At 69.1% G+C, this 14,258-nt stretch carries 14 protein-coding genes; 12 read left to right on the top strand and 2 right to left on the bottom strand.

Features of this window, described 5'->3' with window-relative positions; translation table 11 throughout:
- The first annotated feature begins 87 nt into the window (after positions 1–87).
- The 6 genes from K368_RS0102110 (at position 88) to murC (ending at position 6,007) form a co-directional block, all read left to right on the top strand.
- Positions 88–1,074, top strand: a complete 987-nt coding sequence (locus tag K368_RS0102110; protein WP_027170939.1) for a GTP-binding protein — start codon at positions 88–90, stop codon at positions 1,072–1,074.
- A gap of 141 nt (positions 1,075–1,215) precedes the next feature.
- On the top strand, positions 1,216–1,452 hold the full coding sequence (locus K368_RS0102105) for a hypothetical protein (protein WP_027170938.1): 237 nt from the start codon (positions 1,216–1,218) through the stop codon (positions 1,450–1,452).
- A gap of 414 nt (positions 1,453–1,866) precedes the next feature.
- A complete protein-coding gene (locus K368_RS0102095; protein ID WP_027170937.1) occupies positions 1,867–2,088 on the top strand; it encodes a hypothetical protein in 222 nt (73 codons plus the stop codon).
- Between the two features lie 184 nt (positions 2,089–2,272).
- Positions 2,273–3,439: a putative peptidoglycan glycosyltransferase FtsW gene (locus K368_RS0102090; RefSeq protein ID WP_027170936.1), complete on the top strand. Its 1,167-nt coding sequence runs from the start codon at positions 2,273–2,275 to the stop codon at positions 3,437–3,439.
- Positions 3,436–4,545 carry an undecaprenyldiphospho-muramoylpentapeptide beta-N-acetylglucosaminyltransferase gene (gene murG / locus K368_RS0102085; RefSeq protein ID WP_027170935.1) on the top strand — a complete coding sequence of 370 codons (1,110 nt, stop codon included), beginning with the start codon at positions 3,436–3,438 and terminating at the stop codon, positions 4,543–4,545. The genes K368_RS0102090 and murG overlap by 4 nt, the downstream gene beginning before the upstream one ends.
- Before the next feature lie 55 nt (positions 4,546–4,600).
- On the top strand, positions 4,601–6,007 hold the full coding sequence (gene murC, locus K368_RS0102080; RefSeq protein WP_027170934.1) for a UDP-N-acetylmuramate--L-alanine ligase: 1,407 nt from the start codon (positions 4,601–4,603) through the stop codon (positions 6,005–6,007).
- A 7-nt stretch (positions 6,008–6,014) separates the two neighbouring features.
- On the opposite strand, the gene K368_RS0102075 is transcribed toward murC, so the two are convergent.
- On the bottom strand, positions 6,015–6,404 hold the full coding sequence (locus tag K368_RS0102075) for a helix-turn-helix transcriptional regulator (protein WP_027170933.1): 390 nt from the start codon (positions 6,402–6,404) through the stop codon (positions 6,015–6,017).
- Between the two features lie 11 nt (positions 6,405–6,415).
- On the bottom strand, positions 6,416–6,670 hold the full coding sequence (locus tag K368_RS0102070) for a type II toxin-antitoxin system RelE/ParE family toxin (protein ID WP_081739476.1): 255 nt from the start codon (positions 6,668–6,670) through the stop codon (positions 6,416–6,418).
- A gap of 62 nt (positions 6,671–6,732) precedes the next feature.
- Between K368_RS0102070 and murB the strand changes: the two genes are divergently transcribed.
- From murB to lpxC, 6 genes are all read left to right on the top strand, one after another.
- On the top strand, positions 6,733–7,668 hold the full coding sequence (gene murB / locus K368_RS0102065) for a UDP-N-acetylmuramate dehydrogenase (RefSeq protein ID WP_027170931.1): 936 nt from the start codon (positions 6,733–6,735) through the stop codon (positions 7,666–7,668).
- 114 nt (positions 7,669–7,782) lie between these two features.
- Entirely contained in the window at positions 7,783–8,706 is a 924-nt protein-coding gene (locus K368_RS0102060; RefSeq protein WP_027170930.1) for a D-alanine--D-alanine ligase, read from the top strand.
- Positions 8,673–9,647, top strand: coding sequence for a cell division protein FtsQ/DivIB (locus tag K368_RS0102055; RefSeq protein ID WP_027170929.1), 975 nt, complete (start codon positions 8,673–8,675; stop codon positions 9,645–9,647). The genes K368_RS0102060 and K368_RS0102055 overlap by 34 nt, the downstream gene beginning before the upstream one ends.
- Positions 9,648–9,719: 72 nt before the next feature.
- Entirely contained in the window at positions 9,720–11,042 is a 1,323-nt protein-coding gene (gene ftsA, locus K368_RS0102050) for a cell division protein FtsA (RefSeq protein WP_027170928.1), read from the top strand.
- 102 nt (positions 11,043–11,144) lie between these two features.
- Entirely contained in the window at positions 11,145–12,893 is a 1,749-nt protein-coding gene (gene ftsZ / locus K368_RS0102045; protein ID WP_027170927.1) for a cell division protein FtsZ, read from the top strand.
- 316 nt (positions 12,894–13,209) lie between these two features.
- Positions 13,210–14,157 carry a UDP-3-O-acyl-N-acetylglucosamine deacetylase gene (lpxC, locus tag K368_RS0102040; RefSeq protein WP_027170926.1) on the top strand — a complete coding sequence of 316 codons (948 nt, stop codon included), beginning with the start codon at positions 13,210–13,212 and terminating at the stop codon, positions 14,155–14,157.
- Positions 14,158–14,258 lie beyond the last annotated feature (101 nt).

Here is a 14,258-nt window from a genome sequence, read left to right as displayed (position 1 = left end):
CGCCCTTTCATCGGGACGGGGTGATACAATATAACAGCCACCACACAGCCGACGCGGGAGACATCCCGCGAACCCGAAGAGCCTCGCATGTCCGACAGCCCGTCCCCCGCCTCCTCGAAGATCCCCGTGACCGTGCTCACCGGCTATCTCGGAGCCGGCAAGACCACGCTCCTCAACCGCATCCTCACCGAGAATCACGGCAAGCGCTACGCCGTCATCGTCAACGAGTTCGGCGAGATCGGCATCGACAACGACCTCGTCATCGGCGCCGACGAGGAAGTGTTCGAGATGAACAACGGCTGCGTCTGCTGCACCGTGCGCGGCGACCTCATCCGCATCATGGACGGCCTCGTGAAACGGCGCGGCAAGTTCGACGCGATCATCGTCGAGACCACCGGCCTCGCCGACCCGGCGCCGGTGGCCCAGACCTTCTTCATCGACGAGGATGTGGGCGGGGCCGCCCGCCTCGACGCGGTGGTGACGGTGGCCGACGCCAAATGGCTCGCCGACCGCCTCAAGGACGCGCCGGAGGCCAAGAACCAGATCGCTTTCGCGGATGTGATCCTGCTCAACAAGGCGGACCTCGTGGAGCCCGCCGATCTCGACCGCGTCGAGGGCCTGATCCGCGCGATCAACCCCTACGCCAAGGTCCACCGCACCAGCCGCTGCGACGTCCCCCTCGATCAGGTGCTCGACCGCAACGCCTTCGACCTTTCGCGCATCCTCGACATCGAGCCGGACTTCCTCGAAGAGGGCCACCATCACCACCACGACGATGAGATGCAGTCGGTCTCGGCCCGGATCGACGGCCCGGTGGACCCGGAGAAGTTCATGCCGTGGATCTCGACCCTGACCCAGGTCCAGGGACCGGACATCCTGCGCTGCAAGGGCATCGTCGCCTTCCCCGACGAGCCTCAGCGCTTCGTCTTCCAGGGCGTCCATCAGATCCTCGACGGCGACCTGCAGGGACCGTGGAAGGACGGCGAGGCCAGGGTCTCCCGCGTCGTCTTCATCGGCCGCAAGCTCGACCCGCAGGCGATCCGCGAAGGGTTCTACGACTGCAAGGCGGCCTGACGGGACCGAGCAGGTTTCGCAGAAGTGGCCCCCGGTTCCGCGATAAAGACCTGCTTATGCCGGAAGGCGGGCTTTGTCCGGAACCGAACCGATCGGGGGCGGGCGCATTGTCCGCACGTGCCCCTCCGTCCGGATGTCCCGATGACCCTGCGCTTCGCCTTCGCCTCCCTCCTCGCCCTGACGGTGGCGGTCCCCTTGGGAAGTGTTGCGCTCTCCACGCCGGGGGAGGCGAAATACGCGATGGATCGCGAGAAGCGCTTCGGCCGCATGTGCAAGCCGCCGCTGAAATTCGCGGCCGGGGCCTGCGTCAAGCGCTGCCCCGCGGGGTATCGCGATACCGGTCGGGGCTATTGCCGCTTCAGGAACATGAACCGCTGAGATCTGCCCGCCCGCCCGCCCGTCTTCCGGACGGAACCGCCGATGACGGTGTCCGTCGCCCGGTTGGCACTCCTGGCGGTACTCCTGCCACTCGGTACCCCTGCCACTCGGTACCCCTGCGCTGGCCGCTCCCAGGGGAACGGCGCAATCCGCGAGCCAGGAAGAGCGGTTCCGCACCCTGTGCGAGCCGCCGCTGAAGCTCGCGGCCGGCGCCTGCGTCCGGGAATGCCCGGCCGGCTATCGCGACAGCGGCCTTGGCTGTTGCAGCTTTCAGCGCATGAGCGATTGAATGGGAGCGATTCTCCGCCCCGGATCACGCCCGGCCATCTCATGCGGATAATCTTGACCGAGTCGCCAAGGTATCGTCGCCAAGGTATCGGCGAGTCGCCCAACCCTTCTCGATCGGAACCAGCGATGATCCTGCGCCTTGCCTGCTCCACCGCTCTCCTGTTCGCGGTGTCCCTGCCCCATGCCGCGATGGCCGGCCCGGCGCAGGATTACGAATTCCGGCCGCGGAGCGTGCGCAACGCCTGCCGCCCGCCGCTGAAATTCGCGGCCGGCGCCTGCGTCCGCCGCTGCCCCGCCGGCTATCGCGACAACGGCTCCACCTGCGGCCTCAAGTCCATGAGGCACTGAGCCAAGGCGTCCAGCGCCCCACCGATCGACGGTCGCTCGCGGATCGAGACGGCCGACGCGGGCTTGCGTGAAAGACTTGGTTTACCATTCCGGCACAGGATCGCATCCGAGCCGGTCCGATGCTGCCGGCGGCTGTCGGCTGCTCGTTCCGGGCGCCGAAAGGCTCACGGAGAGCGCCGATCCCATGATGTCCCGCGCGGAACGCACGCCCCTGACCGATTGGTGGTGGACCGTCGATCGCGGCCTGCTGGCCGGGCTCACCGCCCTGATGGTGGCCGGCCTCGTCTTCCTCATGGGCGGCGGACCGCCGGTGGCCGAGAAGATCGGCCTGCCGACCTTCCACTTCCTCAACCGGCAGGCGATGTACCTCGCCCCGACGATCCTGATCATCGTCGCGGTGTCGTTCCTATCCCTGCGCCACATCCGGCGCGTGGCTCTGGCCACCTGGATCGTCGGCGTCACCCTCTGCATCCTCGCCGGCAAGTTCGGCCCCGAGATCAAGGGCGCGCATCGCTGGATCCAGTTCGGCCCCTTCGGCCTGCAGCCCTCGGAATTCGTGAAGCCCGCCTTCGTGGTCGTGGCTGCCTGGGCCTTCTCGGAAGGGGCGCAGCGCCGCGACATGCCCGGCGGCCTGCTGGCGATCCTGCTCCTGCCCGTCACCATCGTGCCGCTGATCCTGCAGCCGGATTTCGGCCAGACCATGCTGATCACCATCGTCTGGTGCGCGCTGTTCTTCGTGGCCGGCCTTCACTGGTTCTGGGTCGCGGGCCTCGGCGTCGCGGGCCTCCTGGGCGTCGGCGTCGCCTACCAGTTCCTGCACCACGTCCGCGAGCGCATCACCCGCTTCCTCGACAAGGATTCCGGCGACAGCTTCCAGGAATACTGGGCGCGCGAATCGTTCAATTCCGGCGGCTGGTTCGGCACCGGCCCGGGGGAGGGCGTGGCCAAGCGCCACCTGCCCGACGCCCATACCGACTTCATCTTCTCGGTGACCGGCGAGGAATTCGGCGTCCTCGTCTGCCTCGGCCTCGTCTGCCTCTTCGCCTATATCGTCATGCGCGGACTGAAACTGGCGCGGCGCACCGATGACACCTTCACCCGCCTGGCGATTACCGGCCTCACCACCCTGTTCGGCCTTCAGGCCTGCATCAACATGGCGGTGAACGTGCGGCTCATGCCGGCCAAGGGCATGACCCTGCCCTTCGTCTCCTATGGCGGATCCTCGCTGATCTCGCTCGCGCTCGGCATGGGCTTCCTCGTGGCGCTCACCCGCAAGCGGCCGCGCATGTCGACCCTGAGCCAGAAGCCCCCGGGCACCGCGCCCGCCACCGTCGCCGGAGTGATGCGGTGACCGTGCGGACAGCCACCATCCTGCTCTGTGCCGGCGGCACGGGCGGGCACCTCTTCCCGGCCGAGAGCCTCGCTCATGCCCTGCGGGCGCGCGGAATCCGCGTGGTGCTGGCCACCGACGCCCGCGTCGATTCCATCGCCGGCGAGTTCCCGGCCTCGGAGATCGTCACCATCGCCTCGGCGACGCCGTCGGGCCGCTCCATCGTCAAGCGGGCGGGCGCGCTCCTCACCCTCGGGCGCGGCTTCGGCGTGGCGGCCAGGGAAATCAGGCGCATCGACCCGGCGGCCATCGTCGGCTTTGGCGGTTACCCCACCGTGCCGCCGGTTCTCGCCGGGCAGATCCTGCGCGTGCCGACGATCCTGCACGAGCAGAACGCGGTGATGGGCCGCGCCAATGCCTTCCTCGCGCGCGGCGCCCGGGCCATCGCCACCGGCTTCCGGCAAGTGCGCGGCATCCCCGTGAAGGCGCTGGCACCGCGCACCCATACCGGCAACCCCCTGCGTCCCGCCGTCCTCGCGGCGGCCGAGAGCCCCTATCCGCCGCTCGGCGAGTCCGACGGCCTGCATCTCCTCGTCTTCGGCGGCAGCCAGGGCGCGGCGGTGATGGGGCAGGTGGTGCCGAAAGCCATCGCGCAGCTGCCCGCCGACCTCCGCGCCCGGCTGACGCTGGTGCAGCAGGTGCGGGCGGAAGACCTCACCGAAGTCCAGAACCTCTACCTCTCCCTCGGCCTCGCAGGGCTCGAGACGGCGCCGTTCTTCAAGGACCTGCCCGCCCGCATGGCGCGCAGCCACCTCGTGATCGGGCGCTCGGGCGCCTCCACCGTGTCGGAGCTCGCCGCCATGGGGCGGCCGTCGATCCTGGTGCCGTTGCCCGGTGCCCTCGACCAGGACCAGGCCGCCAACGCCGCGACCCTCGGGAGCATCGGCGCGGCGCTCGCCATCCAGCAGAGCGCCTTCACCCCAGACCGCCTCACGGCCGAGCTCCTCGACCTCTTCACCCATCCGGCAAAATTGACCGCGGCGGCCGCAGCCGCCAAAAGCGCGGGCATCCACGATGCCGCCGAGCGGTTGGCCGATGTCGTCCTCCAGACGGCAGCCCGCACCTGATTCCGAGCCGGGGCGCCCCCACGCGCTCCGCGACACGACGAGACTGGTTCACACCATGAAGCTGCCCGACAAGCTCGGTCCCATCCATTTCATCGGCATCGGCGGCATCGGCATGTCCGGCATCGCCGAAGTGATGTCGAACCTCGGCTATACCGTCCAGGGGTCGGACGCCAACGACAACGCCAACGTCCGCCGGCTGGCCGAGAAGGGCATGAAGACCTTCATCGGCCATGCCGCGCAGAACGTGGAGGAGGCCGCCCTCGTGGTGGTCTCCACCGCGATCCGCCGCGACAACCCCGAACTCATCGCCGCCCGCGAGCGCCGCCTGCCGGTGGTGCGCCGGGCCGAGATGCTGGCCGAACTGATGCGCTTCAAGTCCTGCGTCGCCATTGCGGGCACGCATGGCAAGACTACCACCACCTCCCTGGTGGCGACCCTGCTCGACGCCGGCAACATGGACCCCACCGTCATCAACGGCGGCATCATCAACGCCTACGGCACCAATGCCCGTATGGGCGAGGGCGAGTGGATGGTGGTGGAGGCCGACGAATCCGACGGCACCTTCCTGAAGCTGCCCGCCGATGTCGCCATCGTCACCAACATCGATCCCGAGCATCTCGATCATTTCGGCTCGTTCGAGGCGGTGAAGGATGCGTTCCGGCGCTTCATCGACAACATCCCGTTCTACGGCTTTGCCGTGATGTGCATCGACCATCCGGTGGTGCAGGACCTCGTCGGCCATATCGAGGATCGCCGCATCATCACCTACGGCGAGAACCCGCAGGCCGATGTCCGCCTCATCGACGTGGACCTGCGCGGCGGCCAGAGCCGCTTCCGCGTCATGATCCGCGACCGTCGCCCCGGCTTCCGCATGGAGATGGAGGATCTCGTCCTCCCCATGCCGGGCAAGCACAACGCGCTCAACGCCACCGCGGCCCTCGCCGTCGCGCACGAACTCGGCGTCGAGCCCGAGGCGATCCGCAAGGCGCTGGCCGGGTTCGGCGGCGTCAAGCGCCGCTTCACCAAGACCGGCGAATGGAACGGCGCTCTGATCTTCGACGATTACGGACACCATCCGGTGGAGATCAAGGCGGTGCTGAAGGCCGCCCGCGCCTCCACCGAGGGCAACGTCGTCGCCATCGTCCAGCCGCATCGCTACACCCGGCTCGCCTCGCTGTTCGACGATTTCTGCACCTGCTTCAACGATGCCGACACGGTCATCGTCGCCCCCGTCTACGCGGCGGGCGAGGCGCCCATCGAGGGCATGGACCGCGATGGCCTCGTCTCTGGCCTGAAGTCGCGCGGCCACCGCGACGCCATCGCCCTCGATCGCACCGAGGACCTCGCCGGCCTCGTGGCGACGCGGGCGAAACCCGGCGACTACGTCGTCTGCCTGGGCGCCGGCAACATCACGCAATGGGCCTATGCCCTGCCGGGCGAATTGGCGGCGCTGCAGGGGTGAGCCCCGCTCAGATCACCGGCGCGGCCGGGACGAGGTCTTCCACGTCGACGCCGAGCGCGTCGGCCAGTGCCCGAAAGACGACCATGTCGCTCATCTTGGTCCCGTCTTCGGTGGCCGTCAGATCCGCGTATGAAATGCCGCTGCTGGCCGCCAGCTCGGCCGCCGACAGGCCACGTCGGACGCGCCAGAAGGCGAGCGGAGACGGCGCCCGGCGCAACGCATCGAGATCGGCTTCACTGAGCATCTCGTCCTCGCCGGAAGCGAGCCGGGCCTGCGATGTGACCAAGGTCTGCAGGTCCGACGCATCCTCGGCCAAAGCGGCCAGCCGTTCGAACTCGGCCTCGGGCATGATGACGATGGATTCGCCGGACGGCGTCTGCGTGCGCACGATGGTCATGATGCTGGATCCTACCCGTAGATCGAGCCGCGGGGACCGACGGCATGCACAATGACCCGATCCGGCTCGATCGTGAAGATCACGCGCCAATCACCGATCCGCAGGCGAAAGCCCTCGGCCCCTTTCAGGGCCTTGATGTTATTGGGCAGAGCCGCGGGGTCGTCGGCGAGCGTTCTCAGTTTCTCGCGTATCAGCGCTTCGGTGTTGGCCGGCATACGGGCGAGCGCCCGAGCCGCGGGACGGGTGTAGACGATCGTACGGCCCATGCCACCGCCTGTCGCGGACGCCGACAACTTTCCGTTGAATACGCCGGAAGGCAAGAGATTCGATGACCGCCTTTCCCGACATCACTCCCGCCATCCGCGCCGCCGCTCCCGCTTTGCGCGGGCGGCTCCTGGCGAATCCGTCGCTCGCCGACCTCACCTGGTTCCGCGTCGGCGGTCCGGCGCAGGTGCTGTTCACGCCGGCCGACGAGGAGGATCTGGCGCATCTCCTTGGCGCCCTCGACCCCGAGCTTCCGGTGACCGTGATCGGCCTCGGCTCGAACCTCATCGTCCGCGACGGCGGCATTCCCGGCATCACCATCCGGCTCGGCGGCAAGGCCTTCGGTTCCGTTGAGATCGACGGCGAGACCCTGCGCGCCGGGACCGCCGTGCCCGACATGCGCCTCGCCAAGGCGGCGGCCGAGGCGTCCCTCGACGGATTGGCCTTCTTCCGGGGCATTCCCGGCTCCATCGGCGGCGCGCTCCGCATGAATGCCGGCGCCCATGGCGGGGAGACCACCGACGTGCTGGTGGAGGCGCGGGGCATCGACCGCACGGGGGCGCTGCGCCGTTTCACCCATGCCGAGATGGGTTTCACCTACCGCCACAGCGAGGCGCCCGAGGACGTGGTCTTCACGAGCGCGCTGTTCCGGGGCCGTCCCGGCGACCGGCAGGACATCGAAGCGGAAATGGACCGCGTCACCGCCGCCCGCGAGGCGGCCCAGCCGATTCGCGAGCGCACCGGCGGCTCGACCTTCAAGAACCCGCCGGGCGGCAAGGCGTGGCAGCTCGTGGACGCCGCCGGCTGCCGTGGGCTGACGATGGGCGGCGCCCAGGTCTCGGAGATGCACTGCAACTTCCTGATCAACCGCGCCGGCGCCACCGCCGCCGATATCGAGGGGCTTGGCGAGGAGGTCCGCCGCCGGGTGCGCGAGACGTCCGGCGTCGAGCTGCATTGGGAGATCAAGCGGATCGGCGTCCCGGCATCCGAGCGCGGATAAGGGCGACCCCGAATCGATTGCGACGCTCGGAACGGCGGCTGATGCCACCGGGCGGATTCTAGCACGACCGTGCTCCGGCCATGGCCGGCGGCACGACATCGGAAGGAACCGGAAATGTCCCAGCACGTCGCCGTCCTCATGGGCGGATGGTCCTCCGAGCGTCAGGTCTCCCTGAACTCGGGCCGCGCCTGCGCGGACGCCCTCGAAGGGGAGGGGTTCCGCGTCACGCAGGTGGATGTCGGGCCGGACATCGCCACCGTGCTCACGGAGCTGCGTCCCGACGTGGCCCTCAACGCCCTGCACGGCCCGGCCGGCGAGGACGGCACGATTCAGGGGCTGCTGGAGATCCTGCGCATCCCCTACACCCATTCGGGCGTCCTGGCCTCGGCCCTGGCGATGCATAAGGAACGTGCCAAAACGATCATGAAGGCCGCCGGGGTGAGCGTTCCGGAAGGGTGTGTCGTTAACCGTCATGATGCCGCGAAGGCACACCCGTTAACTCCGCCCTACGTGATCAAACCCATCGCCGAAGGCTCCTCCATGGGTGTCATCATCGTGCGGGACGGGCGCTCCCACCCACCCCAGATTCTCGCATCGGACGAGTGGGTCTACGGCGAGCAAGTCCTTGCGGAGACTTACGTTGCTGGCCGCGAGCTCACCTGCGCGGTGATGGGGGACAAGGCCCTCGGGGTGATCGAGATCAAGCCCGCTTCGGGGGAGTGGTACGACTTCGATGCGAAGTACGCCGAGGGGGGGTCGATCCACGTCCTCCCGGCAGAAATTAAACCAAAAATTTACCAGCGTGTCCAAGAGTTGTCGTTAACGGCGCATCAAGCACTTGGATGCCGGGGCATCAGCCGTGCGGACCTTCGTTACGACGACACACCGGGTGGAACCGGTGCCCTCGTCGTCCTGGAGGTCAACACGCAGCCCGGGATGACCAAGACGAGCCTTGTGCCGGAGATCGCAGCCTACGCTGGCTTGAGTTTCGGTGAGCTCGTCCGATGGATGGTGGAGGACGCTACTCTGGGTCGTTGAACGCCGCCGAACAGGCCGGCGTCGACGGACCCCCTGCGCCCGGATCGGGCTCGCTCGTCGCCGGTCTGGCGGCGCGCCTGCCGCGACTGGTGCGCCCCTTCATGCGCTCGCGCCGTTCGCGGCTCGGGCAGCCGATCGAGCGGCGCATCCCCCGTCATGCGGGCACGCTGACCCTCGCGGTGACCTTCGCCGCCCTGTCGGTGACCGGCTTCGTCGCCAGCGGCCGCTACGACCGCTTCGTGCTCGAGAACGGGCACGTCTCGGACGTCCTGGCCCGGCTGGCCGGTTTCGGCGTCGAGCGCGTCACCATTTCCGGCATCGCCCGTCTCTACGAGCGGGAAGTGCTGCAGGCGGCCGGCATCGACGGCCACTCCTCCGTGGTCTTCCTCGACGTCGCCGAAGCGCGTCAGCGCCTCCTCGACGTGCCGCTGATCGCCAGCGTCTCGGTGCGCAAGGTCTATCCGAACGAGATCGTCATCAGCCAGGTCGAGCGCGAGCCCGCCGCCCTGTGGCAGCGCAACGGCGAGATCTCGGTCATCGCCGCCGACGGCACCGTCATCGACGAGATGCGCGACGACCGCTACGCCGCGCTCCCCCTCGTGGTGGGCGAAGAGGCCAACGAGCGCCTCAAGGATTACCTCGCCCTCATCGAGGCGGCGGGCGAACTCGGCGAGCGGGTCAAGGCCGGCACCTACGTGTCCGGCCGGCGCTGGACCCTGAAGCTCGACGGCGTCGACATCCGCCTGCCGGAGACCGGGGCCGCCGAGGCCCTGGCCCGCCTCGTCAAGCTCGAGCGCGACAGCCGCATCCTCGAGAAGGACATCATCGCCGTGGACCTGCGGCTGCCCGACCGGGTGGTGGTGCGGCTCACGGAGGAGGCGGCCGCCACGCGCGCCGAATCCCAGAAGAAGAAGCCGAAGGGCAAGGGGACCGAGACATGAGCCGTACGATCCGTCCGGCGCCTCTCGCGTCCCGCCAGCCCGCCCTTCCCGCCTCCTTCGCCCGGTAATCCGATGCACGCGCAACACGGCCTCACGCCGCGTATGAAACCGCTCTCCGCGCGCCGGAGCACCATCCTCTCGGTGCTCGATATCGGCACGAGCAAGGTCGTCTGCCTCATCGCCGAGCTCCAGCCGGCCGAGGCCCTCACCACCCTGCGCGGACGGACCCATTTCGCCCGCATCATCGGCATCGGGCATCAGCGCTCGCACGGCCTCAAGGGCGGTGCCATCGTCGATCTCGAAGCCGCCGAGGGCGCGATCCGCCAGGCGGTCCACGCCGCCGAGCGGATGGCCAAGGTCGAGGTCCAGTCGGTCATCGTCAACATCTCCGGCGGCCGCCTCGGCTCGCAGCATTTCGAGGCGCAGGTCGGCGTCCGCTCCGGCACCGTCATGGGTGCCGACGTGGAACGCGCCCTGGAGACGGCGAGCGCCCATGGCGTCAGCCCCGGCCGCACCGTGCTCCACGCCCTTCCCACCGGCTACGCCATCGACGGGCAGGGCGCGGTCATCGATCCCACCGGGATGATCGGCCAGTCCCTCGGCGTCGATCTCCACGTGGTCACGGCGGAGGCCGCCGCCGCCCGCAACCTGATGCTCGCGGTGGAACATTGCCATCTCGGCGTCGAGGCGGTGATCGCCACCCCCTATGCCGCCGGGCTCTCCGCCCTGGTGGACGACGAGGCCGAGATGGGCGTCTGCGTCGTCGACATGGGCGGCGGCACCACCAGCTTCGGCGTGTTCGAGGGCGGGCACCTCGTCCACGTGGACGCCCTGGCGGTAGGCGGCCACCACGTCACCATGGACATCGCCCGCGGCCTCTCCACCCGGGTGGTGGCGGCCGAGCGTCTCAAGACCCTCTACGGTTCGGCGATCTCCACCGCCTCCGACGAGCGCGACATGATCGCGGTCCACGGGGTCGGCGAGGACGAGGGCGACGCCCCCACCCACGTGCCGCGCTCGCAGCTCGTGCGGATCATCAAGCCGCGGGTGGAGGAGATCGTCGAACTCGTTCGCGATCGTCTGCGCAACGCGGGCTTCGCCGCCCAGGCCGGCCGCCGGGTGGTGCTGACGGGGGGCGCGAGCCAGCTCGTCGGTCTGCCCGAGGTCGCCCGCCGGGTGATGCAGGGCCAGGTGCGGATCGGCCGGCCGCTGGGCATCCGCGGCCTGCCGGAGGCCGCCAAGGGACCCGCCTTCTCCGCCGCGGTGGGCCTGCTGGTCTACCCGCAGGTGGCGCATGCGGAGCATTTCGAGCCGCGGGGGCAGGGCGCCTTCGCGGGCACCGGAACCGACGGCTACATCCCCCGCGTGTACCGCTGGTTGCGGGAGAGTTTCTAGGGACGAGGCCCGCCCCCGGAAGGGGGTGGGGCGACGACACAATCGGCGCCTCTGCGGAGGCGCTCATCGGCAACGCGAAAACGGCACGAAGGGCTCGACACCATGGCCATCTCTCTCCAGGCGCCTGACATCCGCGAACTCAAGCCCCGCATCACCGTCTTCGGTGTCGGCGGCGCCGGCGGCAACGCCGTCAACAACATGATCGAATCCGGCCTGCTGGGCTGCGAGTTCGTCGTCGCCAACACCGATGCCCAGGCGCTCACCTCCTCCAAGGCCGAGCGCGTGATCCAGATGGGCCTCGGCGTGACGCAGGGGCTCGGCGCCGGCTCGCACCCCGAGGTCGGCTCGGCCGCCGCCGACGAGGTCATCGACGAGATCCGCGACCAGCTCTCGGGCGCCCACATGTGCTTCATCACCGCCGGCATGGGCGGCGGCACCGGCACCGGTGCGGCTCCCGTCATCGCCCGCGCCGCCCGCGACATGGGCATCCTCACCGTCGGCGTCGTGACCAAGCCGTTCCAGTTCGAGGGCGTGCGCCGCATGCGCACCGCCGAGGCCGGCATCCAGGAGCTCCAGGCCGCCGTCGACACCCTCATCGTGATCCCGAACCAGAACCTGTTCCGGGTCGCCAACGAGAAGACCACCTTCGCCGACGCCTTCGCCATGGCCGATCAGGTGCTCTATTCGGGCGTCGCCTGCATCACCGACCTGATGGTCAAGGAAGGCCTCATCAACCTCGACTTCGCCGACGTCCGCGCGATCATGCGCGGCATGGGCAAGGCGATGATGGGCACCGGCGAGGCCTCCGGCGAGAAGCGCGCCAACCGCGCCGCCGAAGCCGCCATCGCCAACCCGCTCCTCGACGACGTGTCGATGAAGGGCGCGCGCGGCCTGCTGATCTCGATCACCGGCGGCAACGACCTCACCCTGTACGAGCTCGACGAAGCCGCGACGCGCATCCGCGAGGAAGTGGATTCGGACGCCAACATCATCCTCGGCGCCACCTTCGACGAGAGCCTCGACGGCATCATCCGCGTCTCCGTGGTGGCCACCGGCATCGAGCCGGCGCTGATCACCGCGCATTCGCAGAACAACCCCGAGATCGTCCAGACCGAGCAGCGGATCGCGGAAGTGGCCGAGCGCCTGCGTGCGGAAGCGAGGGCCAGGGCGGCACAGCCCGCCCCCACCTTTCGTGCCCCCGAGCAGCCGCTGACCGCTCCGGCCCCCGCACCCCAGGCGCAGATCCAGCCGCAGGCCCCGCGCCCGGTGGCGTCCGAGCCGGTGGCCATGGCCCCCGAGCCCCTGCGCATGGAGGCCCAGGCCGCCCCGATGACCCGCGACGAGGTCGTCCTGACCCAGACGCAGCCGCGCACCGCGATGGCCTACGAGCCCGCTCCCGCCCCGGTCCAGGCTCCGGCCCCCGTGCAGCAGGTCGCCGGCCCGTTCGTGCCGCCGCGTCCGGCCGTGGCGGTGGCCCGCGCCCCGCGCATGCCGCAGATCCAGGACCTGCCGATGCCCGGCCAGGCCCAGCTCCGCGCCCAGCGCGGTGAGGAGCCGGCCGAGCCGGCAGGGGATTCCAAGCGGATGACCCTGCTGCGCCGCCTCGCCACCGTCGGCTTCGGCGGACGCCGCGAGGAGGCCGAGGCCGCCCCGCTGCCGCCCATGCGCGCTCCCGCCCCGCAGCCGGCACCCCAGCCGGAATACGCCAAGCGGGCGCCCGTGGCGGCTCCCCCGGCCTATCGTCCGGCCCAGGGCAACCTCGACGCACAGGGACGTGTGGCCCCCCAGCCCCGTCTGATGGATGACGACCAGCTCGAAATCCCGGCCTTCCTGCGTCGCCAGGCGAACTGAAACGCCACGCTAAGCGGCCGTAGCGGTTTTTATGCAACAAGCCCGGGGTCTCAGGACCCCGGGCTTAACCTCGTTTTAAGTCCTTGTCCGGAAACGGTTATCCGGAACGTCTCCGGAAAGCGTGTCTGTAACAGAGCGTAAGAAAGCGTGATTTGGCTAACGCTTCGGCCGCCGCGTATACGATTTTTGGAACGAAAAAGGCGCGGCGGTTTCGCCGTCAGCGCTCGCAGGGGCTTCAAGCAGCGGACGGGTCAAAGAGGCGGCGCAATCCCGTAATCCAGGGAGAGCGAGCCTGATCACGGCCGAGGGCTAGGGAATGCGGACGAACCAACAGATCACACTCAAGGGCCCGGCCACGCTTCGTGGCATCGGTGTCCATTCCGGGAAGCCGGTGGAGATCACTCTCCACCCCGCTGCGGCCAATCACGGTATCTGCTTCCTCCGTACCGGAATGCCCACGGGCCACGATCGGCTCATCAAGGCCCACCATGCATGCGTCTCCGCCACAGAGTTGTGCACCGTCATCGGTGACGTGGAGAGCGGCGCGGTCGCCACCATCGAGCACCTGATGTCCGCCCTCTTCGGGCTCGGCATCGACAACGTCCTCGTCGAGATCGACGGGCCGGAAATGCCGATCCTGGACGGCAGCGCCCGCCTCTACGTCGAAGCCATCGACGCCGTCGGCATCACCACCTGCGGGGCTCCCCGCCGCTGGATCAAGGTGCTCCGCACCGTCCGCATCGAGGTCGGACGCGCCTTCGCCGAACTCCGCCCCATCGACCGGGGCTTCCGCCTCGACGTCGAGATCGACTTCGACAATCCGGTGATCGGCCGCAGCCGCAAGGCGATGGACCTGAACCCCGCCTCCTACCGCCGCGAGATCGCCGGCGCCCGCACCTTCGGCATGATGAAGGATGTGGAGCGCTACTGGAAAGCCGGCTTCGCCCTCGGCGCCTCCCTCGAGAACACCGTGGCCGTCGGCGACAACGCCGTCGTCAACCCCGAGGGCCTGCGCTACGCCGACGAGTTCGTGCGGCACAAGTATCTCGATGCCGTCGGCGACCTGGCCCTCGCCGGCCTGCCGATCCAGGGCGCCTACCGCTCCTATTGCGGCGGTCACCGGATGAATGTCGGCGTCCTCGACGCGCTGTTCGCCGACCGCGCCAACTACACGATCGTCGAAGCCCCCGGCGCCCGCCGCGAGACCACCCGGCCGGAATTCGGCGTCGGTCTCAGCCTCGCCGCCTTCGCCAGCGACCTGTAACCGACAAGCAACATCCTCGCTTCGAATGCGTCCGCCGCTCGGCCGCCGCTTTCACGCCCAAATCGGACGCCACTGGTAAATCGTCCGTGACAAGAGGCGAG

The organism is Methylobacterium sp. 10 (genome assembly GCF_000519085.1).
Lineage (GTDB): Bacteria > Pseudomonadota > Alphaproteobacteria > Rhizobiales > Beijerinckiaceae > Methylobacterium.
This window is presented reverse-complemented; position numbering and strand designations above follow the sequence as displayed.

Excerpts from the sequence above, each read along its gene's own strand:
- K368_RS0102110 (WP_027170939.1), top strand. The coding sequence starts at position 88 with ATGTCCGACAGCCCGTCCCCCGCCTCCTCGAAGATCCCCGTGACCGTG.
- K368_RS0102105 (WP_027170938.1), top strand. The coding sequence starts at position 1,216 with ATGACCCTGCGCTTCGCCTTCGCCTCCCTCCTCGCCCTGACGGTGGCG.
- K368_RS0102095 (WP_027170937.1), top strand. The coding sequence starts at position 1,867 with ATGATCCTGCGCCTTGCCTGCTCCACCGCTCTCCTGTTCGCGGTGTCC.
- K368_RS0102090 (WP_027170936.1), top strand. The coding sequence starts at position 2,273 with ATGATGTCCCGCGCGGAACGCACGCCCCTGACCGATTGGTGGTGGACC.
- murC (WP_027170934.1), top strand. The coding sequence starts at position 4,601 with ATGAAGCTGCCCGACAAGCTCGGTCCCATCCATTTCATCGGCATCGGC.
- K368_RS0102075 (WP_027170933.1), bottom strand. The coding sequence starts at position 6,404 with ATGACCATCGTGCGCACGCAGACGCCGTCCGGCGAATCCATCGTCATC.
- K368_RS0102070 (WP_081739476.1), bottom strand. The coding sequence starts at position 6,670 with ATGGGCCGTACGATCGTCTACACCCGTCCCGCGGCTCGGGCGCTCGCC.
- murB (WP_027170931.1), top strand. The coding sequence starts at position 6,733 with ATGACCGCCTTTCCCGACATCACTCCCGCCATCCGCGCCGCCGCTCCC.
- K368_RS0102060 (WP_027170930.1), top strand. The coding sequence starts at position 7,783 with ATGTCCCAGCACGTCGCCGTCCTCATGGGCGGATGGTCCTCCGAGCGT.
- K368_RS0102055 (WP_027170929.1), top strand. The coding sequence starts at position 8,673 with ATGGATGGTGGAGGACGCTACTCTGGGTCGTTGAACGCCGCCGAACAG.
- ftsA (WP_027170928.1), top strand. The coding sequence starts at position 9,720 with ATGCACGCGCAACACGGCCTCACGCCGCGTATGAAACCGCTCTCCGCG.
- ftsZ (WP_027170927.1), top strand. The coding sequence starts at position 11,145 with ATGGCCATCTCTCTCCAGGCGCCTGACATCCGCGAACTCAAGCCCCGC.
- lpxC (WP_027170926.1), top strand. The coding sequence starts at position 13,210 with ATGCGGACGAACCAACAGATCACACTCAAGGGCCCGGCCACGCTTCGT.